14 protein-coding genes are annotated in these 23,518 nt (G+C 43.8%); 8 read left to right on the forward strand and 6 right to left on the reverse strand.

The features are described from left to right. The first annotated feature begins 326 nt into the window (after positions 1–326). The 5 genes from EAH55_RS20800 (at position 327) to EAH55_RS20820 (ending at position 9,886) form a co-directional block, all read left to right on the forward strand. On the forward strand, positions 327–3,695 hold the full coding sequence (locus tag EAH55_RS20800) for a SusC/RagA family TonB-linked outer membrane protein (protein ID WP_244228279.1): 3,369 nt from the start codon (positions 327–329) through the stop codon (positions 3,693–3,695). Positions 3,696–3,763: 68 nt separating this feature from the next. Beyond that, complete coding sequence (locus EAH55_RS20805) at positions 3,764–5,089, forward strand: RagB/SusD family nutrient uptake outer membrane protein (RefSeq protein WP_244228281.1); 1,326 nt, start codon at positions 3,764–3,766, stop codon at positions 5,087–5,089. Positions 5,090–5,289: 200 nt separating this feature from the next. After that, complete coding sequence (locus tag EAH55_RS20810; protein WP_121811368.1) at positions 5,290–6,408, forward strand: TlpA disulfide reductase family protein; 1,119 nt, start codon at positions 5,290–5,292, stop codon at positions 6,406–6,408. A gap of 10 nt (positions 6,409–6,418) precedes the next feature. Further along, on the forward strand, positions 6,419–9,211 hold the full coding sequence (locus tag EAH55_RS20815) for a M16 family metallopeptidase (protein WP_121811369.1): 2,793 nt from the start codon (positions 6,419–6,421) through the stop codon (positions 9,209–9,211). A 120-nt stretch (positions 9,212–9,331) separates the two neighbouring features. Then, positions 9,332–9,886, forward strand: a complete 555-nt coding sequence (locus EAH55_RS20820; protein WP_121811370.1) for a TlpA family protein disulfide reductase — start codon at positions 9,332–9,334, stop codon at positions 9,884–9,886. A 149-nt stretch (positions 9,887–10,035) separates the two neighbouring features. Here EAH55_RS20820 and EAH55_RS20825 read toward each other — a convergent pair whose 3' ends face one another. After that, positions 10,036–11,304 carry an NAD(P)/FAD-dependent oxidoreductase gene (locus EAH55_RS20825; protein ID WP_121811371.1) on the reverse strand — a complete coding sequence of 423 codons (1,269 nt, stop codon included), beginning with the start codon at positions 11,302–11,304 and terminating at the stop codon, positions 10,036–10,038. Positions 11,305–11,721: 417 nt separating this feature from the next. Here EAH55_RS20825 and EAH55_RS20830 point away from each other — a divergent pair, with 417 nt between their 5' ends. Next, positions 11,722–12,687, forward strand: coding sequence for a 3-hydroxyacyl-CoA dehydrogenase NAD-binding domain-containing protein (locus EAH55_RS20830; RefSeq protein ID WP_121811372.1), 966 nt, complete (start codon positions 11,722–11,724; stop codon positions 12,685–12,687). A gap of 90 nt (positions 12,688–12,777) precedes the next feature. Here EAH55_RS20830 and EAH55_RS20835 read toward each other — a convergent pair whose 3' ends face one another. The 4 genes from EAH55_RS20835 to EAH55_RS20850 all read right to left on the reverse strand — a co-directional run bounded on the left by EAH55_RS20835 (position 12,778) and on the right by EAH55_RS20850 (position 17,987). Beyond that, a complete protein-coding gene (locus tag EAH55_RS20835; RefSeq protein ID WP_121811373.1) occupies positions 12,778–14,283 on the reverse strand; it encodes an MFS transporter in 1,506 nt (501 codons plus the stop codon). A gap of 5 nt (positions 14,284–14,288) precedes the next feature. Then, positions 14,289–15,359: an HlyD family secretion protein gene (locus EAH55_RS20840; protein WP_208644898.1), complete on the reverse strand. Its 1,071-nt coding sequence runs from the start codon at positions 15,357–15,359 to the stop codon at positions 14,289–14,291. A gap of 8 nt (positions 15,360–15,367) precedes the next feature. Then, a complete protein-coding gene (locus EAH55_RS20845) occupies positions 15,368–16,771 on the reverse strand; it encodes a TolC family protein (protein WP_121811374.1) in 1,404 nt (467 codons plus the stop codon). Between the two features lie 283 nt (positions 16,772–17,054). Next, positions 17,055–17,987, reverse strand: coding sequence for a sensor histidine kinase (locus tag EAH55_RS20850; protein ID WP_162996992.1), 933 nt, complete (start codon positions 17,985–17,987; stop codon positions 17,055–17,057). Between the two features lie 792 nt (positions 17,988–18,779). Between EAH55_RS20850 and EAH55_RS20855 the strand changes: the two genes are divergently transcribed. Together EAH55_RS20855 and EAH55_RS20860 are read left to right on the forward strand one after the other, a co-directional pair. Continuing rightward, positions 18,780–20,036: an alpha/beta hydrolase-fold protein gene (locus EAH55_RS20855; RefSeq protein WP_121811376.1), complete on the forward strand. Its 1,257-nt coding sequence runs from the start codon at positions 18,780–18,782 to the stop codon at positions 20,034–20,036. Between the two features lie 268 nt (positions 20,037–20,304). Then, on the forward strand, positions 20,305–21,351 hold the full coding sequence (locus EAH55_RS20860; RefSeq protein WP_121811377.1) for an alpha/beta hydrolase: 1,047 nt from the start codon (positions 20,305–20,307) through the stop codon (positions 21,349–21,351). Positions 21,352–21,565: 214 nt separating this feature from the next. Here the strand turns inward: EAH55_RS20860 and EAH55_RS20865 are convergent, their stop codons facing one another. Further along, positions 21,566–23,503: a sigma-54 dependent transcriptional regulator gene (locus EAH55_RS20865; protein ID WP_121811378.1), complete on the reverse strand. Its 1,938-nt coding sequence runs from the start codon at positions 23,501–23,503 to the stop codon at positions 21,566–21,568. Positions 23,504–23,518 lie beyond the last annotated feature (15 nt).

The following is a 23,518-nucleotide window of genomic DNA, read 5'->3' on the forward strand; positions in this document are numbered from 1 at the left end:
AAATCGATTTAATTAATTCTATATGAACAACTAAAACTAATGCTATGCAAAAAAGAAATACTTAACCCACATGATCAGGGTAGCTAAAAAAAAACCGGGCAGTGAGTCGAAGCACAGCCCGGCGATAGTTTGAGCAAACCTTTCCGCCTGGGCGGATAAAACAATCTTGACAAATTGACCTAATTTTAAACTCAAACCAAACAAAGGTAATGAATTTTACTGCTTTATTTAAGGCACAGCACCATGCTTTGCCGCAATCGGAACGAATTCCGATCGCTCCTAATAGAAGTCCCCTCAGATATCCGGTAAAGATTAATGCTATCCTCATGAGAATTAAATTATCTGCTATTGTCCTGGTAATTGCTATGGTTCATGCAAGCGCATCAAGTTTAGCACAGAGGGTGACACTTAATGTTAAAAACGCTCCCATTGAAGATGTGCTGAATGATATCAAAAAGCAAACCGGTTATGTTTTTTTCTATGACCACAATGACCTGAAAGACAAAAAAGTCACTGTTCAAATTAAAGTCGCAACGATTAAAGATGCGTTGAATGCCTGTTTTCAAAACAACGATTTAACTTATACTATTGAAAATAAAACCATAGTTATCAGGAAAACATCCGTATCTCCAACCGGAAAGAACCCATCTGCTAATCATATCCCTACAAGTTTTTCAGGAACCATAACCGACAGTTTGAACAATCCGGTAGTCGGTGCGAACATTATGCTGAAAGGAACCGGATTCGGAACCCAGACAGATGGCAAAGGGGACTTTCATTTTAACGATATTCCACAGGGGGAATACACGCTGGTTATTACGCACGTAGGTTATCAGCGCGAGGAGTACCCAATTGATTGTGAAGGAAAGACATTTACCATGCGACTTTTTTTACATCAGGGCTTATCCCAGTTAGACCAGGTCCAGGTTATTGCTTACGGTTCTGCTACCAAACGTTTCAGTGTGGGGTCGGTTGCTACAGTCTCCAGCATCGACATTGAACGGCAGCCGGTTACCAATCCTTTGTTAGCTTTACAGGGACAGGTCGCCGGGCTTAACGTAACGGCAACAAGCGGTGTACCCGGGTCTCAGGTCCTGGTCCAGATCAGGGGGCAAAACACCCTGACGCTAAGTGCAAATGGTGCGCGGCCATACGACCAGCCATTATTTATTATAGATGGCGTTCCCTTTGCCTCTCAAAATAACAATGTGAGTCAGTTCAGCTCGCTGGCAACTGCCCAATCGTTTCAGGGGGGCATTAGTCAAAGCGGAGGATTTAGTCCTTTTAATAATATTGATCCTTCGGATATAGAAAGTATCAGTATTCTGAAAGATGCCGATGCAACTTCCATCTACGGAACCCAGGGATCAAACGGAGTAATCCTGATCACAACAAAAAAAGGGAAAGTAGGGCCCACCGCGTTTGATCTTAATGTAAAGACAGGATTCAATTCTTATGCACGACCAGTCCAATTGCTGAATACCCAGCAATATTTACAATTGCGGAAAGATGCTTACGCATCTGATGGCATCACCCCCAGCAATGACCCAAATGATTACGATGGCTATGCACCTGACCTGACGATCTTCGATCAGAACAAATTCACCGACTGGAAGAAGGTAATTTTAGGCCGCAACACCAATATGACCGATGTACACGGAAGTCTGTCAGGTGGATCTCCAAGTAATACGTTCATCATTTCCGGAGGATACGGCAGATCCGATTATAACTATCCGGGTAATTTTGCAGATCAGCGGTTTACCATACATAGCAATCTTCATCATATTTCCGATGATAAACGTTTTACCATTGATCTGACTAATGACTACGGGTATGATCAAAATAACTCCGCCGGGTATGGGGGAGCACAGGATATCCTGTTGGCACCTAACCTACCTGACCTGCTCGGGCCAAATGGCCGGTTATTGTGGAACTACAAAGGTGTTGACCTGAGCAGTTATCAGTTTTACAGCTCGTTACAGCAGACAACCAACCTCCAAAACTATAATTACAACGCCAACCTGAGTATTTCCTATAAAATACTCAGCGGCCTGAATTTCAGCGTCAACTTGGGTTATAACCGGAACAACACGACGGAACACCAGGTTAATCCTGCGTCTGCTCAAAACCCCGCTTATGCTTACGCAACTGCAAAGTTTGGTGACAATACCTTTCAGACCCTGAATATCGAACCACAACTGAACTACAATAAGACCGTCGGAAAGCATAATTTTTCAGCCCTTGTTGGTGCTACCTATAAGAAAAACACCAACACCGCCACCCAACAGGAAGGAGACGGATACGCCAACGATCACCTGCTCGGCTCCATTAATGGTGCACCTACGATTTATAACAATGATACTTATAATATTTATCGCTACAACGCAGGTTTTGCTAGGATCAAAGATATTTATAACAACGAATTTATTATCGAACTGACCGGCAGACGCGACGGTTCAAGTAACTTCGGCCCCGGCCTTCAGTTCGGTAATTTCGGATCAATCGGTGCCGGCTGGATTTTTACGGAGGAGAATTTCCTTAAAAACAAATTTCCGTTTCTCAGTTACGGCAAGCTATCCGGTAATTATGGTACTTCCGGGTCGGACGGAGTGGCGGCCTACCAGTTCCAAACTTTATACAGAAGCCTGACTGGTTACCCGGCATTTCAGGGCATTCAGCCGAGCGTGCCTTTAAACCTATATAATCCTGACTACAGCTGGGCATTGAAAAAGTCCCTTAACATCGCATTAGACTTCGGGATGTTCAACAATCGATTGCTCCTGAATGCAACTTATTACAGGAATCGGGAGGGTAACCAATTAGTTGATTATCCGTTACCCATACAATCCGGCATGTCTTCGGTATTAGAAAATTTAGACGCGGTGATCCAGAACAAAGGATATGAATTCTCTCTTTCCTCGACCAATATCCAGTCTAAAAATTTCACGTGGTCAACGAATCTAAATTTTTCCTTCAACCGGAATAAACTACTCTCCTTTCCAAACCTCGAATCTTCATCCTACGCTTATACCTATGCAGTGGGGCAGCCTACATCGATTATTTACGGCTATCGTTACAAGGATGTGAACCCTCAAACAGGCTTATTTGAATTTTATACTAAAGACGGTGGCGTGACATCCAATCCAACCTCTGGACAGGCCTCAACCGGGGGCGACCAGGTACCCATAGCGAACCGTGAAGTAAATTATTCGGGCGGAATCGGTAACAACTTCCGGTATAAACAATTCAATCTCTTTATCTTTTGCCAGTTTTCAAGCCAGGATGCTCCGACTTATCTTGCTACCTTATACGGCTATCCACCCGGAACAATGTTAATGAACGAGCCGCAAGCCATTCTCAATAATTATTGGAAAGCGCCAGGCGATATCAAACAATTGCAGCGATTGTCCAGCAGCTACAATTCGGCATACGTAACTTCGGCACAGGACTTCGCACAATCAAGCGGTGTTCACGCAAATGATACTTACCTGCGTATTAAAAACATCTCGCTTTCCTATACCTTACCGGATGCATTGCTCAAAAAAGTGCATATCAAGGGGGGGAGTATCTATGCCAACGCTCAGAACGTTCTGACTTTTACCAATTATAAAGTTGGCGACCCGGAGCAATTCAGTTCTTATGCATCCTACCCTATTCAGCGTGTCCTTGCATTTGGTTTAAACCTTAAGTTCTAAGAATTATGAAAAATAAGCTCTTCAATCAACATAAAATAGCCTTGTTCTTATTGCTTTTGTCGGGCACAATGGCTTCTTGCAAAAAATTAATTGAGATCCCCCCTAACCCACCATCTGCGATCACCCAGCAGGTTGAGTTCTCGGATAGTACCTCTACCATGACCGCAGTTGCCGGTGTTTACGCATATATCCCTGGCACCGGATTCGGCTATAGCGATGGCAACCTGACTATTTGTACAGGATTGTCCTCTGACGAAATTTCATCTACGATTAATGATGACAGACAACAGTTCTACAGTTATACCCTTACCTCTTTAAACAGCCAGATCGGAACCTTGTGGAGCAACCCCTACCAGGCTATATTCCTCGTTAATTCCGTATTGAACGGAGTTGCCAATAACGGTAACCTGTCGGACTCCTTTAAACAGCAGGTTACAGGAGAGATGGAAGTTGTCCGGTCACTATATTATTTTAATATGGTGAATGAATTTGGCGGACTTCCGCTGGTGATAACCACGGATTACAAGGCAACCTCTCATTTGCCGAGATCTGCGGTTTCAGCAATTTATAACCAAATCATTTCCGACCTAGGTGATGCGCAGAAAAAACTAAAAACCGCGAATCCATCAAACGGCAGGGCGAGGCCTAATATCTATTCAGCTACAGCGTTACTTTCCAAGGTGAATTTATACCTTGGTAACTGGCAAAAAGCATATAATGAAGCGGACTCTGTTATAAAATCAGGATCGTATAATCTTGAACTAGACCTTAATAACGTTTTTCTGGAAGGAAGTGCGGAGGCCATTTGGCAAATACCCGCAAATCAAGGCTATTACGCCACTTCGGATGGGAAAAATTTTGTCCCTCAGGACAGTGGGGATGCACCCAAATACCTGATAACTTCAAACTTACTCAGCGCGTTCGAACCCGGTGACCAAAGACAGGTTAATTGGATTGGTTCCACTTCGATCAATGGTCAAACGCTATATTATCCCTATAAATATAAAAATGTGACCTCTGATGCGCCAAACACGGAAGATTATATGGTGCTGAGATTAGGTGAAATTTACCTGATCAGGGCTGAGGCAGCCGCGCATCTGGGAAATATTTCCCAGGCGATGGCCGACGTAAACGTGATCAGGGACAGGGCCGGTCTCGCGCCTGCTTCCGCCGCCTCGCAGACCGCAGCATTGAATATTGTCATGCATGAACGTCAGCTGGAACTATTTTGCGAATGGGGCAATCGTTGGTTTGACCTCAAGCGTACCGGGACAGCCGGCACCGTACTGGCAGCGGAGAAATCAGGATGGACCACAGACGCCGCGCTATATCCGTTACCACAGGCACAAATACAACTGGACAATCAGCTGATCCAAAATCCGGGGTATCATTAAGGAAAATTTATAAGGCACGCGATTCGGCGAAGCATGTACTGCCCCGGCCCATTCGGGGCACTAAATCACTATTGAGGGATAAAAGTTGATCAAAAGCATGGTCGATAAAATCATCCTGAAGTATTGGTAATGCAACCGCCTTGAAAAATCCTGCCCTATCCCCAATCAATTAATCGTCAATCATATCAAAATTAAAATATATGCAATTAAGGATTTTTCTTGCATTGTGCTTCCTGCCGATAATGACATGGGCACAAAATAGCAAGTTCGTTTTAAATGTCAAAGCCGACCTTCATTCAAAGGTGGCCAAAGCATACCTGATTTACAGGTCAGGTGAGAAAATAATAATCGACTCGGTCCCCGCGAACAACAATCATTTCCAATTAACGGATACACTGAGCGAGCCGGTTATGGCACAGCTGGTATTAGATCACGATGGTGTTGGACTGGATAAGCTGGGCCGGGGCGAAGATCTTCGGGAATTCTACCTTGAAAGCGCAAATATTGATGTTTCCGTCACAGATTCTGTCAGAACAGCTTCGATAACCGGTTCGAAAAGCAATGATGAATACGAATTTTATACCAATTCAGTTGCTGAGGCTGTTAAAGCGATCAATCGAGTATACATGGCGTTTTCGACGGCCCCTGCGGGCAAAAAGAATGATAAAACCTTTATGGATAGCCTACAGACGAAATTGACCGCATCGGTTAATGGGAAACGTGACCTGCAAAAACAATTTATTATCCGGCATCCCGGTTCATATATCAGTCTTGTGGTCATGAAGGCGATGTTCGGAGATGATATAGATGTTACTGTTGCAGGGCCGCTTTTTAAAAACCTATCACCCGAAATACGGCTTAGCCCATCCGGAATTAGCTATAGCGCTGCGATCGATAAGGCCCGGTTGACGGCAATTGGTGCCACCGCCCCTGCATTTACCGCTAAAGATGTTCATGCCAAAACAATCGGGCTTAAAAATTTTCGCGGAAAATATGTACTGCTGGATTTCTGGGCATCATGGTGTCGCCCCTGCCGTGCAGAAAACCCGAATCTATTAAAGGCATACCGCCGGTATAAAAATCAAAGGTTTAATGTCCTGGGAATTTCACTGGACACCAAACAGGAAAGAAAACAATGGCTGGCCGCCATTAAAAAAGACGGCATGCCCTGGAGACAAATAGCCGATCCTGATGTGGTAAAAATGTACGACGTTCATGGGATCCCTCAAAATTTCCTGGTTGATCCCACCGGAAAAATCATCGCCAAAAATTTGCGTGGAGACGAACTGAACAAAGCATTAGCCAATATTTTTAAATAATACCAACAACATGAGAAATAGCATCATTTTAACAATTTTACTCCTGGGCAGTACGATTGCCTCACGGGCGCAGGACCTCCCGCTTGATCCGTCAGTACGCACCGGAAAATTACCTAATGGCTTTACCTATTTCATACGGCACAATGAAGAACCCAAAAACCGGGCAACCATGTTCCTGGTGAATAAAGCAGGGGCCATTCTGGAGGATGAAGACCAGCGTGGACTCGCGCATTTCATGGAGCACATGAGTTTCAATGGGACGAAACATTTTCCGCATAACCAGCTTGTCGATTATCTGCAAAAAGCCGGTGTTCGCTTCGGTGCAGATATCAATGCTTATACCAGCTTTGATGAAACCGTTTATCAATTGCCGATCCCCTCTGATCAACCCGAGTTATTGCAGGGCGGGATCCAGATTTTACGTGACTGGGCACATGAAGCTTTACTGGATCCGACAGAAATCGATAAAGAACGGGGCGTAGTATTGGAAGAAGAGCGTTTGGGCAAAGGTGCCGGTGAGCGGATGGAGCGCGCTTATTACCCGGTATTGCTCAACCAATCCCGTTACGCCTACCGGCTTCCTATTGGACAGGATACGGTTTTAAAAAATTTCACGCGCCCGGTAATTGCCCGTTTTTACAACGATTGGTACCGGCCGGATCTGCAGGCACTGATCGTTGTAGGCGATGTCGATGTCAACCAGATCGAGCTGATGATCAAACAGCGCTTTTCAGATTTGAAAAATCCTGTACACGAACGACCGCGGGTTAATTATGCCATTCCCCTGGAGGGTAAAAATCAGTTTATCGCAGTGACAGACAAAGAGATGACGGCAACGGAAGCAGAACTGCTGATTAAGCACAGGGCCCCTGAATTGAGAACGGCTGCTGATTACCGGCAGCGGATCATTGTTAGCCTTTTTAACCAGATGCTGGCCGGCCGCTATGCAGAGATAGCAAGAAAAGCTGATCCTCCATATATTTCGGGTAATGCCAGGATTACGGAGCTGATCAACGGGATCGATGATTTTAGTGCCACGGTAAATGCAAAACCCGGAGAACTCGAAAAAGGTTTCAAAGCGGTATGGCGGGAAGTCATTCGTATCAAACGGTTTGGGTTTACCCAATCAGAGCTTGAACGTGCCAAAGCTGCCTATCTGAACGGTATGAACAGTGCTGTAAAGGAGAAAAATAAAATTAATTCCGAATCTTACGCGGCGGAATACCAGGCCTACTTCTTAAAGGGAGAAGCCTCCCCGGGAATAGATATAGAGTTCAGCCTGATAAAAAAGGACTTACCGGGTATCACCTTAACAGACTTCAAAAAACTGGTGGCCGAATACATTACGTCAGTTAACAGGGATATTTTAATTACCGCGCCAGAAAAAGAGAAAGACCGGTTACCAGACGAAGCTCAAATACTAAGTTGGTTGAAATCGGTAGAAACAGAAGATATTAAACCCTATCAGGATAAAGTGCTGACCAAGCCGCTGCTGGTTTCAAAACCGGTCGCCGGCAGCATTATAAATGAGCAGTTTGACAAGCGATTTGGTATTACCACGCTAAAACTGAGCAATGGTATGAAAATTTTGCTCAAGCCTACCGATTTTAAAAACGACCAGATCATTTTCGGTGGTTTTGCTCCGGGAGGAACTTCTTTGTACAATGACTCGGTTTATGAATCAGCTTCAAGCGCATCAGGTCTGGTCACCGCAGGTGGGATCGGGAATTATAACATGGATGAACTTAGGAGGTTTCTGACAGGTAAACAGCTCAGTGTATCTCCGTATATCAATGAGCGTAGTGAAGGCATTAATGGCAGTACAAACAATGAAGACCTGGAGACGGCCATGCAGTTAATCTATGCTTATTTCACTGAGCCCCGCAAAGATACAGCCGTATTCAACGGAATTATGATGCGATCAAAAGCAAGGCTTGCGAATAGGTTCAGCGACCCCGGTAGTGTGTTCAATGATACCATCAGTACTTTAATGAGTAACAATAATCCCAGAAGAACCGGTCCGTCAATACAGAAATTAAATCAGATAAATCTTGACAAAGCGTACCAGGTATATCAGGAGCGATTTGCAGACGCAGCAAATTTTACTTTTACGTTCGTCGGGAGCGTAGATCCGAAAACCATTAAACCTCTGCTGGAGAAATATCTCGCTTCACTTCCAGCGACCAACAGTCACGAAACTGCAAAAGATCTGAATATCCACCCGCCTGCCGGTCGCATTTCGAAAACGGTTTATCAAGGCAATGATTCCAAGGCTACCGTCTACCTGGTATTTACTGCACCATATAATTACAACCACCCGGATAACATAGCGATGAAAGCCTTACAGGAGGTTTTAGAAATACGGCTACTGGAACGGTTACGGGAGGAAGAAAGTGGAGTATATACCCCTGGAGTCGAAGTAAACGTAAGTAAGCTTCCTCAGACAAGGTATAGCGTGCTGGTCCGCTTCGGCTGCGCGCCGGAGAATGTCGAAAAAATGATCAACTCTTCCCTGGAAGAGATTAAAAAATTGAAGACGGAAGGCCCCCCTCAGGTAAATATAGATAAATGGCGTTCGGAAGAAAAGAACAGTTTCACGCCCCAGCTTAAGACCAATGATTTCTGGCTGGGATATCTGAATGGGCAGTTGCAATCAGACGAGGATTTTGGTTTTGTTCAACAATATGAAACGCTCCTGAATGGCGTAGGGCCACAGGATATTAAACGGCTTGCCGACAAATACCTCGATGGAAAAAACTACATCAGGATGGTTTTATTGCCCGAAGCTACAGCCGCAAAATAATCCAGTGAGTTAACATATGCACAAAATGTTCTTTAGGCATTCAAGAGTTAATAAATTTTAGCGCAGAGGAGTGCAGGCTGCGCATTTTTTTAAGGAACCATTTACACTAAAATAAACGATATGAACCAGATTTTAAATTTCAGAAAAACGGCAGTTATGAAACTGTTCGTTCTTTCAATACTATTTGCTTTGTTTCCTAAGCCAAGCCATGCTCAGGATGACGATACTACAAAAAAGGTACTCGTGGGAAATATGGCACCCAATTTTAAATTCTTCTTGGCAAAGGATAAAAAAGCGAGTTTGTCCGATTATAAGGGAAAAATAGTACTGCTTGATTTCTGGGCGACCTGGTGTGAACCCTGCCGCCGCGAATTGCCTTTGATACAGAACCTTTATAATAAGTTTAAGAATGACCCGCATTTCGAGCTTTTTGCTTTTGCCCGTGGGGAAGATTGGAACAAGACAATACCATTCAAAGAGCAAAATCATTACACATTTCCGATGCTGCCGGATAAGAACAGGAAGATTTTTGATATTTATGCCCGCGCTGATATTCCACGTATAGTAGTGATTGGAAAGGATGGCAAAGTAATATATACCGATGCGGGTTACGATCCTAAAGGCATGGATGAGCTGATGGCCATATTAACGAATGAACTGAAAGAGGCCAACTAAACATTGATTGTACGGCCGTTAAATCGGCCGTACAATCAATGTTTTTCCTGAAAATTGCGGCATTTGGCGGTCTTGCACACCCTGGGATCACCGTTTGATTATGGCAGGACGCAACGATTGTATAGAAATTATAATAGTCCTCAATCTCATCAGTCCTTTTTGTTACTCGTCTCAATAATCATCCTTAATGCCTGGTCTCTGGTAAAGTAAGCGACCACCCATCTGTAAAACGTTGTGAGACGGTTGGCGGCTGTTGCAAGCGACAACAGGTGGACTGCAAGCCAGGAAAAAAATGCTAAACGGCCTTGAAAATGTTTTTTTGATGGCAGATCGACTACTGCCCTATTCCTGCCGATAATTGCCATACTGCCTTTATCTTGATAGGCAAATGGTCTCAGGCTACCATGACGCCTGGCCGCAATAATATTATTGGCAAGGTTTTTCCCCTGCTGAATGGCAATCTGAGCCATTTGGGGATGTCCGGCAGGGTAAGCGGCTTCGTGTGTTTGTACGCAAGCATCGCCAATCGCATAAATATTCTCTGTTGCCTGGACTTTGTTATATTGATCACAAATGATCCTGTTGCCACGGCCATAAGATTCCGGAGGTAGGCCTGCAAACTTTATTCCGGTTACACCTGCGGCCCATATCAATGTCTTTGTTGTAATTTGATGACCGTCGGCAAAAAATACGGTTTCCCCATCATAGTCTTTAACCTGCATCCCCAGGTGCACGTCGACACCCATGGCCGTCAGCGCGTCAAGCGCGTATAAATGGGTCTTATCGCTCATTGGTTTTAACACGACATTAAGGCCATCAACAAGGAACAGGTGGGGCAAATGACCTTTATCGTACAAATCCGGATGGTCCTTTGCCAGGATATCCCTTTTCATGTCAGCGAGCATGCCGGAGATCTCTACCCCGGTTGGCCCGCCACCCACCACCACAACGTTCAGCAATTTTTCCCGTTCCTGCCGGTCAGTTGTTAATGCTGCTTTTTCAACCTGCCTCAACAAATGATTTTTTAAAGTCAGGGCGTCAGAAAGGGTCTTCATCGGGAAAGCATTGGCCTTTACCTGCTCCATTCCGAAGTAGTTGTTGCTAACACCTGTGGCTATAACGAGGTAATCGTAACTGTAATCTTTTCCATCGATGGTTACTGCATTCTTTTCACTATTGACGAATTCGAGTTCACCCATCAGAAAATGCACATTCTTATACTTTCGTAACAGTTTCCGGAAAGGATAACTGATATTAGGAGAATCCAGAAATCCTGTAGTCACCTGGTACAGCAACGGTGGAAAAAAATTATAATTATTCCTGTCAACGAGTGTGATCTCCAGGCTTTTATCTTTTGCAAGATGCTTGACCAGGTTGATTCCGGCAAAACCTCCGCCAATGATGAATACGTGTTTCATAGTGTTCAGACTTTATGGTTAATGATTATTCATAAAAGCCAAACCGCACACCGTTTTATAACCAACTGAAATACAAAATATTACAAGATTAAACCCTTCGATTTCTTACGACATTTAGTTAATCGTTGAAACTCCCGGCGAATAGTCCATTTCATGTACGCTGTTTGTACCTGATATTTAACGAATAAGAAAAAAATGAAAGTAGAAATAAACCCTACTATCTGTAGAAAAATCGCTGCTGCCACTCGCTGATTGATTTTATTTCGTAAAGAAACAAGCACTCAAATAATACAAAAATCTAATTTACAGACAGTTGTCAAACGGCTTGAAATTTTCATTTAAATAAAACATGGCATCCCGTCAATTCGGGCGAAAATGCCTGACGAAAACCAATGTCAACATTTAAATGATTAACATATGACAACTACAACAAATCCACTAAATGAAAAATCGGGCATGGTGCCTAAGGATGCCAAGGTAACCGTTATCGGTGCCGGCGTTATCGGGATCTCCTGGGCCGGGCTGTTCTTAGCCAACGGTCTGAAAGTTACCGTTAATGATGTCCGTCCGGACCTGGAGGAAAGTACCTTAAAAGGGCTTAACGAACTTAAGCCCTCTCTTCAGGCGCTGGGCTATCAGATTGATCATCTGGAATCGGGCCTCTCCTTCGAAAAAGACCTGGCGAAAGCTTTGGAAGGTGCCGATTATGTTCAGGAAAACGGGCCCGAGAACATCCAGTTTAAGCAGAACCTTTATGTAAACATTGAAGCCGGCCTGAAGTCAGGGGCATTGGTTTTATCTTCTTCTTCGGGTATTCCGGCAACCGTATTTGCAGAAAAAATGAAAGACCCCAGCCGCGTATTGGTAGGGCATCCTTTTAATCCCCCTCACCTGATTCCCCTGGTGGAGATTGTTCCGGGTAAACAAACCAGCGAAGCGGCTATTTCCGATGCTAAATCATTCTACGCCGCACTTGGCAAAAAACCGGTTGTGATCAATAAAGAAGTTCCCGGGTTTGTAGCTAACCGTTTACAGGCAGCAATCTTCAGGGAATGCGTTTATCTGGTAAGCGAAGAGGTTGTCAGAATGGAAAGCCTGGACGATATCGTTTCCAATTCGATCGGGTTGAGGTGGGCAGCTGCAGGACCATTCAAAACATTCACTTTAGGCGGCGGCCCCGGAGGTTTCTCCCATTTTCTGGAGCATTTCGGCCCAGGACTGGAGCAATTGTGGCAGGTACTTGGCAGCCCTCATTTCGACAAAACCACCGTCGATAAGCTGGTTGAGCAGGAAACCAGGGCTTATGGCCAGGTTTTATATGAAGACCTGCAGAAGGAACGGGACAACCAACAATTAGCGATTATGGCCGCTAAAAAACAATAAAAACAGCTCCCTTGAGCAATAAAAAAGGCAATGATGGATATTATCATTGCCTTTTTGACATAAATTAAAATAACCTTATCAGGCTTAACCTTAAGCCGGCACGGAGCCCTTTATTTTTTTCAGCAGGAAATTAATTAACAGGCAGATCATCAAAATCACACCGGCAATTACAACAAACCCGGATAACTCTTTTGAGGCGTTTAACGTTGCCTCGCCCTGGACTCGCCTGATCAACCCGGCCCCGTAACTATGAACATAAAAACTGTTAACGTCCATATGGGACGCCAGGTCATTGACTTGCCTTATTCTTTCGGTGTACAATAGATGAGTGTATATGGCCGTAATGATACCACTTCCAAAAAAATTCCTGATGATGATTACTGTGCCGGAAGCCATAACCAGTCCCTTGATATCAAAGCCCTGTACAGCAAACAGACCTGCTGCGATATAAAGTATCGCCGTTCCAAACCCTTTAAACAGGGATGGCAATGCGAAACCGGCCATTGCGAAGCTATTGGAGAAACTGTTGTACAGCATCATGTAGTAAACGAGAAAGGAAAGGAACCCAAGCATGATCAGCACATCTGTATTCAGCTTAAAATAATACCAGATAAAACAGACTGCACAACCTGTTATAATCCCAGGGATCATATAAAGGGCTACCGCTGAATTGGTTGCGGCATCATAGCCTAATACCCCTCCGGAAAATGCCGTTTGAAAACTACCGGGCAGAAAAACACCTAACAATAGGAAGTAAATCAGTCCTTTCCTGAATGTAGCGTGTTGAAACAGGCCGAAATCATACAGGGGGCTTTTAACCGATAATTGTCGTTTTATAAACAGCAGCATAGTAATTGCCGCAGCTATAAATGCAACAGCGATATTTTTTGATGACAGCCAGTCTTCCACGTGCCCGTTGACTACGGCATAGTTTAAACACAAAAGAGAAGCCCCGAGCAGGACTAACCCGGGATAGTCAATCCCCTTCAAGGGCAGTTTGTTTTTCAATTCATGGTTCTCTACCAATAAAATAACTGACAGAATGCTCAATAATAACAGAACCAGCACTACAATGTAAGCATGCCGCCAGTCATAAAGCGTAGCGATATAGGCGGTCAGCCAGATCAGGAAATTGATTCCGCAAAGCGCGGTAAAATACACGAACGGATAAATTTTCGTGGCATCGAATTTTTTGTTAGCCCATATCAGCATCCAAATCACATAGAGGTCAGCCAGTGCCGAGATCTTACAGAATCCAAGAATAAAACATGCAGCTATGAATACCACAGTATTACTGGTGGTTGCACAAATCAGGTTCGTCAAAAACATCATAATGAACCCAAATAATACGAGTTGCTTGCTGCTGAACCGGAGCTTTAGCCGATAATGAAAGATCAACCCTAACCCCATGCCGATGTAAACGGCGTTATATGCTTCCGTAAAAGATTCTGCATAAACGCCAAGGTTATTAGCGATCAGGTTGGCGTTCCCAAGGTAGACCCCATTTGCGGATAACACACAAAAAAACAATAAAAACAAAACAGGCAACCGGACGTAAGCCGGTACCCATTTATAGAAAAGATCATACAATTCCATGGCTTTCAGTTTTTGTTAAGCCGAACTTCCACGTTCATGCCGGCTTTCAGTAATTCGATATCATCCTTTTTATTCTCATTGGCCGCCAGCCTGATCTTTACGGGTATACGTTGCTGGACTTTCACGAAGTTTCCGGTTGAATTGTCAACCGGTATGGCAGAATAGCTTGCGCCTGTAGCTTCGGAGACTGCGGTCACTTTGCCAACAAGTATTTTATCGTTGAAACCGTCGATGGTTATTTTTACGTTATCGCCGATATGTATTTTACCGATCTGGGTTTCCCGGAAATTAGCGACGACCCATTTGTCATTATTCCGAACGAAGGCCAGCAAGTTCTGTCCTGCCTGAACCAGTTGGCCCTCTTCGACATTGCGACGGCCTGTATAACCGTCATAAGGAGCAGTGATAACCGTATAAGAAAGGTTTAATCGTGCCAGATCAACCGCAGCTTCAGCACGTTTTATATCGGCATCATTAACGGTGATACGTGTCCCTACCTCGTTTGTAGATAACGTGGTGGTGTTACGCTGCTTTTGCAATGCCAGCGTTTGTGCGGCAAGCGCATCGTATTCCGTTTTAACCTGGTCAAATTGCTGCTGGGTAGCGGCGCTGTCCTTGAGCAGGCTTTGATAACGTATATAGTTTTGCCTGGCATTCCAGAGCCGGGCTTTAGATGCCGCAATATTAGCCTCCGTAATTCCGATATTACTTTCGGTGGTGGTCCTGGTGGAAGAGGTAACATTTTTAGCTGCAATTGCGGCTGAATATGATGCTTCCGCCTGTTCCAATGCAATATGGTACTCTCTGTCGTCGATGGTAACCAGGGTATCTCCCTTTTTTACAAATTGGTGTTCTTCAAACCTCACCTTTTTGATGTACCCGGGAATTCTTACATTCACAGGGTTAATATATTCCTGTACTTGTGCATCATCCGTATAAGCCTCGCGGCCAAGGTCGAAATAAGTACTGATACCCCAGCCAATAGCCCCGATAACACAAATGGCTAACAGGCAATTGACAATGATGTTTTTTCTATTGGGAGTGGGATCGGTGATCCCTGGGTTCATGTCGCTCATAGGATAAATTAATTAATGTTGCCGGTGGATTGTAATAGTTGATAATAGGTATAGATCGTGTTAACCTTCGCATTGGTAACCTTTAATTCCGCTTCCAGTTTAGTTGTAGCTGCATCAAGGATATCAGTCAGCAATGCCAATTGATTAAAGTATTTTTTTTCTACAATACGGTAGTTTTCTTCGGCCGCCCCCAGGTCATGTTCATAGGTTCTGAGGTCTTCCTGTGCCTCCGTATACTTTATATAGGCTGTTGATATGGCCACCTCCATTTTCTGTCTTGTCAGGGTTTCTGCTGAAGAAGTTTCTTCCAGCTGGATTTTTGCAGCCTTAATTTTACGGGGCGACTGATAAATGGAAGAGATATTATATTTGAGTGAAATACCAGCCTCCCAGACATTGTAAAAAACATCTTCTTTTGGGTCGCTGTAGGTATATGGCCGCTGCAGGTCGGTGCCTGTAAATAAGCTTAATTCAGGGTAACGGTCACTACCTGCAATTTTCACGTTCAGTTCCGCTACCTTTTTTTGGCTACCTGCAATTTTGAGATCATGATTGCCGGAATAGCCGGATTGTATGAAATAAGACATCGATTGCTGGTCGATCTTTTTCTCCAGCAAGGTGGTGTCCGGAGCCAGGCTATTGGTATCCGGTTGCCCGGTAACCATGTTCAGGTGCCTGTTTTGAATAACGATATTGTCATCAATTTGGCGGATAGCTAATTGCAGGTCGGATATGGTCAAGGTAGTACGCAGTACATCATTTTGGGTAACCATACCCTGTTTTTGCATGGTCTGAATATTCTTCAACCGGTATCTCGCCAGTTTCAGGTTACTTGAAAAAACCTTGCGCTGGTCGATTAAGCGGTAAATGTCCAGATATTGTGCAGCGACAAGGAATTTGATATCAGTGGTGTTCTTATCGACATTCAGCTGAGCGATCTGTTCTTCAATGGTTGATCGGCGAAGATTGTTGTTGACGAGGTTGCCTTTAAAAATAATTTCACCTGCAATTACAGAAAAGTCAGTATACTGATGCGGAATAGGGGCAACCAGGTGTTTGGAAAAACTGGGGGTCCAGATATCGGCGTTACTGATGTAGCCGTAATCAATTTTCGTAGAAACCGATGGTAGTTTATCTAATTCGCGCACCGAAGTGACCTGACGGGCCAGGTCAGCATTTTGCGCAGCTATTTTCAGTTGTACGCTGTTGGCGACAGCCATTTTGAAAACATCCGGCAGGCTCGTAATTTTATTAGACGCAGTATCCTGAGCCGAAACCTGCAGGGACGCAGTCAGTAAAGAGGTAAATAAAAGCCCCCCTTTGAGAAGTATTGCGTAAGTACAAGGACGAAATAATCCCGGTACCCAGCGTTTAAGGTGATGATAACGATTTAAAAATATTTTTTCCTTCATATCTCCGGTTAATTAAGGATGAGCGATAATCCAACGGCCTTCGCGAGGTCACACCAGACCAGGGATGTTCGCCATTTGATGGTCTATTTGCCAACACCATTCCCATTATCAATTAGTTGATTTTCAAGTAATTGAAATTTTTACCTTTTCTATATTTTACGTTATTTAGTTAATCATCCCGGATTATCAGCGAAATTCAGCAACATATCATATTTGGAAAAGGGTCAGGATGGATTGATCAACGGAACACGCTTGTAGTAAATGATTTAATTGTTACGCTTCTTCAAGCAGTAAGCACAGGCAGGGAAAAGAAAAAAGACGAACCACAGTTTTTGTTCCTGATCGCTCTGACCGTCCCCCCGTGGCGTTCCACTATATTTTTTACCAGATATAATCCCAGGCCTTTATTATGACGGCTTTTCTCTTTTGCCGCGCCGCTATAATATTTATCAAAAATCAATTCTTCAGAACCATCCGGAATACCGCTTCCCCGGTCTATCACAGATACTTCAACGTGATGGGATCCATTTACCAAGGCAACGGTAATTGGTGTTCCCATTGGCGAATGGGTCACGGCGTTGGTGATGTAATTGATAAAAACCTGTATGATCTTGAACTTATCAGCTTTGACCAGGCAAGGACTATGGTTTACTTTGACAAAACGGTGGTAACGATGGATCAACCCCATCTCTGTCAAAAGCACATCCACTAACTTGTTCAAATCAAATACGGAAGCATTAAGCTGTTGCTGCCTACTTTTTCCTGACGTAGTAAGGTATTCTTCCATCAGTGTGGTCATGCCGTTCAGGTGCGTTTCCGCGTTCCTTAAAAAATTCACAGCTGCATTATTTTCGTCCTTTGCCAGCATTTTAATGGCCAATTGAGTATTTAAAACAGCAATAGTAAGCGGGTTCCGTAACTCGTGGCTGATTACGGACAGTCCAAAATTCTCTTCGCATACTTTTTGAGAAATATCCTGGACCGTTCCCGCCATCTCCTCTACTTTACCCCATTGCCGTTGTACAGGCATGCCAATAATTTTCAGCCACTTTTCCTCACCATTGGTGAGCGTTACCTGTATAATAGCTTCCAAAGCAGAAATATTGGAAACCGCGTAGCAATAATCACGCATAAGCCGGATGAGATGGTCTTTTCTGATGGTCCGCAACATGACCATTTCATCCCCGTTGCGTCGCGGATTATCGGCGCCTAACATTTTCTTCAAATTGTTACATGCAGACAATTTTGTCCCATTTATGACGATCCGCCAGTGACCACAATCTGATTTTCGGGAACGGATTGTTCTGTTTTGCAGATTTATCAGCGTCGATTGACTTTTTTTCATAATAACGATGACTTAAAAGTGAAATGAATAACATGGAATGCTTGGATCTTTAAGTACCAGTTTTCAATTTACAGACCAAAAATATTTTAGATTGATTGCCAATCTATTACCCAAAACAGGCAAAACCGGCGATCAGCGACATGCCGTTTTTCAACCAAAACACGGCGCTTTGCCGTTAACATCAACCCGATGTTTCCGGATGATTTTTATTTGAAAGAACGGAAAGCTGACAGGAAGAATGGGTTTATGTTTTCAAGAATCAATGAGAAGTAAAACTTTAACAAGAAGCCCCCGGTTTCGATCTCTTTAAAAGAGACTGGTGAACAATTAACACTTATCATTTCGGACAATGGCAAAGGCTCTATTATAGGGTACATTAAAAGCAAAACCCCTTTCGGACTTGACTGGTAAAGGGACTGGCTGAAGACCTTGGCGGAATGCTGGACATTTCCAGCGATAAAAGGGAAGAAGCATCAGATTGGTTTTTAAACCGGGGCAATTAAATACCGACGATAATTCGCAGACTATTTCATCGATTTACTAAATAACGTCAGGTTTCAAAACGAACATTACTTCAAATCACTGATTTCAAATCAATTGACTTAAGGAATAGTCTTAGACAAGAGCTTTAAGATACGTGATAAATAGCATTTTTCTTAACTCATGAGCCATTACCTTTGCAAATCCTTATTTCTCTTGTGTTTTTTTGTAAACCAGGTGTGCGCGCAGTCTATTTCAGATGGAAATATAACAATTGGAAAAGAGGAACGCCTGCACTCAAAGATTTTAAATGAGGACCAGACTTATTGGGTCAGCCTGCCCTTAAACTATGATAATCCAAAGTTTGCCTCAGCCAAATTTCCTGTTATTTATGTACTGGATGGGGATGCAAATTTTGCGACCGTCAGCGCGATGATCCGACAGCTCAGTGTGAGGAATGGGAACTCTATTCTTCCAGAGGCAATAGTGATTGGTGTAATGAACAACCATCGATCCCGGGATTTTACTCCTTACAGTTCATCCTTCTGGTTATATGATACTCCCCCCCCATTTAATCACAGCGGAGGAGGAGAAAATTTCACGACTTATTTGTCTGAAGAATTAATTCCTCATATTGATTCAGCCTATCATACCGCGCCTTACCGGGTATTGATTGGCCATTCTCTTGGCGGATTAGCAGCAACCAATGTCCTGGTCCACCACCAGTCCATGTTTAATGGGTATATTATAATTGATCCCAGTCTTTGGTTTGACAATCAAATCTTTCTAAAAAAGTCATTGGACGTTCTGCGAAAAGGCCAATTCAGTGGTATAAGCTTATATCTTGGCATTGCCAACAACCTGTCGCCTGGTATGGACACCTTACAAATGATGAAAGATACCGCGCGAAAGAATTTGCATATGCGGTCCATATTCCGTTTCAAAAATACCTTACTTAATATTCATGGGAATGGGCTTCGTTTCAAATATCTGTACTACCGAAACGATACACACATGAGTATACCCATGATTGCCGAATATGATGGCCTTCGGTTTTTGTTTGATTTTTACCGCTTACCAGGCAGTGTCGAACAAACATTTTTCGATCCGCAAAATCATGATGACCCGGGACAGGTTATTTCCCGGCATTTTGAAAAAGTTTCCCGGGTATTAGGTTACCGTGTTCTTCCACCCGAAAGCCTGGTAAACCTTTTTGCCAACACCATGCAGAACTATTATCTCCCGGATAAAGCGCTCCGGTTGTACCTACTGAACACACAGGATTATCCGCAAAGTTATGGAGCCTGGGAGAGCCTCGGGGATTATTACGTTCAGCAGAAAAGATATCAGGAAGCTATCCAATCGTACCAACATGCCTTGAAATTGAATGCACCAAAGAAAGTTGAAGATAAGATCAGCGCGTTAGAAAAGGTCAACTGATTCAAACGTTATCCCTTTTGCTATCGCCATCGGTACCGAACTAAGCCATATTTGGTTTATTAAACCGCGGATAAACGGAATGACGCTTTGTCCAGTTGCAATGCATCTATCCATACGCCTGATTTTCAACAAATTCTCACTTTGGCACAGCGAATGAATAGATTTTACGGGATCAACAACAATGGCGGTGTAGATAAGGACAATAAATCAAGGCTCAATTCAGACAGTAGTTTACGGACAGAAAATAATAGAAAATAAATACAACACTATGAAAACGTACATATTAATAAAGAGCGTCGTCCTTACTTGGGTACTTACCTTTGCGTATAACCTGAATGTTCAGGCCCAGGATCTCGACCCCTCTACGGATCCACATATCGATAGCCATATCAGGCCGTTCCTAAAAGCCGTCAACCGAAGTGCCGGTGCTTCACTGGAAAAAATTACTGCTGCTGCTGCCCGCGCTGGTCAGGCCAGATCGCAGGCCTCGGTCAAAGTCGACCTCTCCGGAATTAATGTGAGTGAAAAAACAATTAACGCCGGTGGGCAGGACATTACAATCAATATTGTAAAACCTGCCGATTCCAAAGGCAAACTACCGGTATTCATGTTCTTTCATGGCGGCGGCTGGGTCTTGGGAGATCTCCCGACACATGAACGCCTCGTGAGAGACCTCGTCGTTGAGTCCGGTGCAGCAGCCGTTTTTGTAAACTATTCCCGCTCCCCGGAAGTGCATTTCCCTGTGGCTATCAATCAGGCTTATGCCGCTACGGCCTGGGTAGCCGAACACGGCGACCAAATCGGAGTTGACGGTAAAAAAATGGCGGTCGCAGGAAATAGCGCAGGAGGCAATATAACCGCAGTGGTGGCGCTGATGGCTAAAGATAACCATGGTCCCGAAATTAAACTTCAGATCCTGATGTGGCCTGTAACCGATTCAAATTTCGATGATGAGTCCTATAAAAAATTTGGAACAGGACGCTTCCTGACGAAGAAAGCAATGATCTGGTTCTGGGACAGTTACACAACCAATCAGGATGACCGGGATAATATATACGCGTCCCCTTTACGTGCAACGACAGAACAACTTCGCGGATTACCCCCCGCATTGGTTCAAACAGCCGAAAACGATGTACTAAGAGACGAAGGCGAAGCTTATGCCCGGAAACTTGACGAAGCAGGTGTACCGACAACTTGTACCCGCTATGATGGAATGATCCACGACTGGGGCGCCATTAACCAACTGGCAGAAATACCTGCAACAAGATCAATGATCCATCAGGCTGCAGGGCAACTCAAAGAAGCATTAAAGTAAAGAGGCTTTTCATATTTGTCATGCTGCCTAAATAAAGAGGGATGATACCATTTACATAATCGCCGGATCATCCATCCTTTATCATATATAATATACTGACCGTTTCGTGTAAAACGAACAGACATTCGTTCAATTAAAAGTTTGTATCATTTCTCGGTCCTAAAAGAAAGCTTATTAAGTAACCTTGTTCGTTCGGCTTATGCTAATTGTCTGCTTAAAAATTAAAATAGGATTCGCGTTTAATCCCAAGTTTTTTCATTTTTGAGTTTAATGTACTTGGTGGTAACCCCAGGACTTCAGCCGCACCACCAGCGCCACAAACTTTACCGCTACAACGCTTTAATATGCCTAGGATATGCTCTTTTTCCATTTGCTCCAGGGTTTTCAATTCGACTTCTTTTCTTTCAACCAGTTTTACCTCTTGTTTTATAGTCTCGGGAACCACTACGGAATTGATTTGAGTGCCGCTGGACATGATCATTGAGCGTTGGATCAAATGACCAAGTTCGCGAATATTACCCGGCCAGTCGTAAGATTGCAACTGAGCAAGCGCCGCTGCACTGAACCCGCTGATTTTCCGACCTGTTTCTTTTGCAAAAATCTCCAGGAAATATTGCGCCAACAGAGGGATATCTTGTTTTCTGTCACGTAGCGGGGGAAGTTCAACTGGATATACGTTCAGACGGTAATAAAGATCCAGTCGGAATCGGCCTTCTGCGACCTCCTGCTCCAGCTTTCGGTTCGTTGCCGCAATTACCCGCACATCCACTTTGATGGATTGTTTGCCGCCGATGTGTTCGATTTCCTTTTCCTGTAAAACCCTTAATAGTTTTACCTGGGCTTCGAGCGGCATTTCACCAATTTCGTCCAGGAATATCGTGCCACCGTTTGCCAGTTCGAATTTCCCAATCCTTTTTTCAATTGCACCTGTGTATGCCCCTTTCTCGTGTCCGAATAGTTCGGACTCAATCAATTCGTGCGGCAGCGCAGCACAATTAACCGTTATTAACGGCTTTTGCCTTCTCGGGGATAACTTATGAATGTTTTGGGCTACCTTTTCTTTACCGGTACCGCTTTCTCCATAGATCAAAACAGATATATCTGTCTGGCTTACCAGGGAGATATTATCAAGTACTTTTAATAATTCCGGGCTTTTTCCAATAATGCCATCAAATTTGGTATTGTTAATGCGAATGACCTCCTGTTTGGAATCGCCAACTGCTAAAGGCGCTGAATCCTTTTGAATGATTGCTGTTAACAAGCCGATCAATTGTTGTGATTGCCATAAAAGACTAATGTGTGCTGGTGTAAACCCATCTGGATTTTTGCTGTAAAACATTAAAGCCAAAATAAGTCCATTCGGTAGCGAAATCGGATAGGAAAGTTTTGACTTCAGTTCAAAATGACTGCAAAGTATCCGCTCCCAAGGATCGTCAAACATTACGTGTCGAAATTCCATACCGTTGAAAATGATTCCTTTTTTTTGCGCAGGAAGGGTCGGGCGGTAAGCTTGAAGATCTCGTTTGGCAAGCTTCATACTTTCTGGCAACTGGGTATCCTGAAAATGCTGATATTTTTCGAATTCCTCCCGGATGAAAACAAATTCATGAAGCCCGGGGTCTTTCGTTTTAGGAAACACAACCTTCATTAAGTCGAATGGAATGAACGCCTGAAAAACTCCCGGCAATGCTTCCAGTTTTTCACTGGCTTCGTTATGTGATAGTAGTATATCATGCAGTTGTTTATCCAGCATCTTCCGGCGCATCAGTTCAAACTGCTCGTTTTGCTGATGCTTCTCCATTGCTATTTCCAGCATAATCAGCAGGTCCTTTTGTCGGAATGGCTTTACAACAAAGCCATATGGTTGGGTCAGCTTAGCTTCCTCCAATATTCTTTGGTTCGTATTGGCAGAAATGTAAACAAAGCCGATTTTTTTCTCTGTCAGGTAGCCTGCCAGTTCTGTCCCCTTAGAGCCGTCCTGCAGGAATATGTCAAGAAGTACCCAGGTTGGGTTATATTTATCAACCATCGCCCTGCCTTCGTCTACCGTTGCGGCGATACCGCAAACGTTGTAACCTGCTTTTTTTAGAATCAGACTCAGATCGTTCCCTACAATAAATTCGTCTTCAACAATTAGTATATTTTCTTTCATGTTAATAGGTTATGC

The sequence above is a fragment of the Mucilaginibacter kameinonensis genome (genome assembly GCF_003675385.1).
In the GTDB taxonomy this organism is placed as follows: domain Bacteria; phylum Bacteroidota; class Bacteroidia; order Sphingobacteriales; family Sphingobacteriaceae; genus Mucilaginibacter; species Mucilaginibacter kameinonensis.

Coding starts and splice junctions, on each gene's coding strand:
- EAH55_RS20840 (WP_208644898.1), bottom strand. CDS start 15,359: ATGAGCGACATGAACCCAGGGATCACCGATCCCACTCCCAATAGAAAA.
- EAH55_RS20815 (WP_121811369.1), top strand. CDS start 6,419: ATGAGAAATAGCATCATTTTAACAATTTTACTCCTGGGCAGTACGATT.
- EAH55_RS20845 (WP_121811374.1), bottom strand. CDS start 16,771: ATGAAGGAAAAAATATTTTTAAATCGTTATCATCACCTTAAACGCTGG.
- EAH55_RS20820 (WP_121811370.1), top strand. CDS start 9,332: ATGAACCAGATTTTAAATTTCAGAAAAACGGCAGTTATGAAACTGTTC.
- EAH55_RS20825 (WP_121811371.1), bottom strand. CDS start 11,304: ATGAAACACGTATTCATCATTGGCGGAGGTTTTGCCGGAATCAACCTG.
- EAH55_RS20850 (WP_162996992.1), bottom strand. CDS start 17,987: ATGTTAGGCGCCGATAATCCGCGACGCAACGGGGATGAAATGGTCATG.
- EAH55_RS20830 (WP_121811372.1), top strand. CDS start 11,722: ATGACAACTACAACAAATCCACTAAATGAAAAATCGGGCATGGTGCCT.
- EAH55_RS20805 (WP_244228281.1), top strand. CDS start 3,764: ATGGCTTCTTGCAAAAAATTAATTGAGATCCCCCCTAACCCACCATCT.
- EAH55_RS20810 (WP_121811368.1), top strand. CDS start 5,290: ATGCAATTAAGGATTTTTCTTGCATTGTGCTTCCTGCCGATAATGACA.
- EAH55_RS20860 (WP_121811377.1), top strand. CDS start 20,305: ATGAAAACGTACATATTAATAAAGAGCGTCGTCCTTACTTGGGTACTT.
- EAH55_RS20865 (WP_121811378.1), bottom strand. CDS start 23,503: ATGAAAGAAAATATACTAATTGTTGAAGACGAATTTATTGTAGGGAAC.
- EAH55_RS20800 (WP_244228279.1), top strand. CDS start 327: ATGAGAATTAAATTATCTGCTATTGTCCTGGTAATTGCTATGGTTCAT.
- EAH55_RS20855 (WP_121811376.1), top strand. CDS start 18,780: ATGAGCCATTACCTTTGCAAATCCTTATTTCTCTTGTGTTTTTTTGTA.
- EAH55_RS20835 (WP_121811373.1), bottom strand. CDS start 14,283: ATGGAATTGTATGATCTTTTCTATAAATGGGTACCGGCTTACGTCCGG.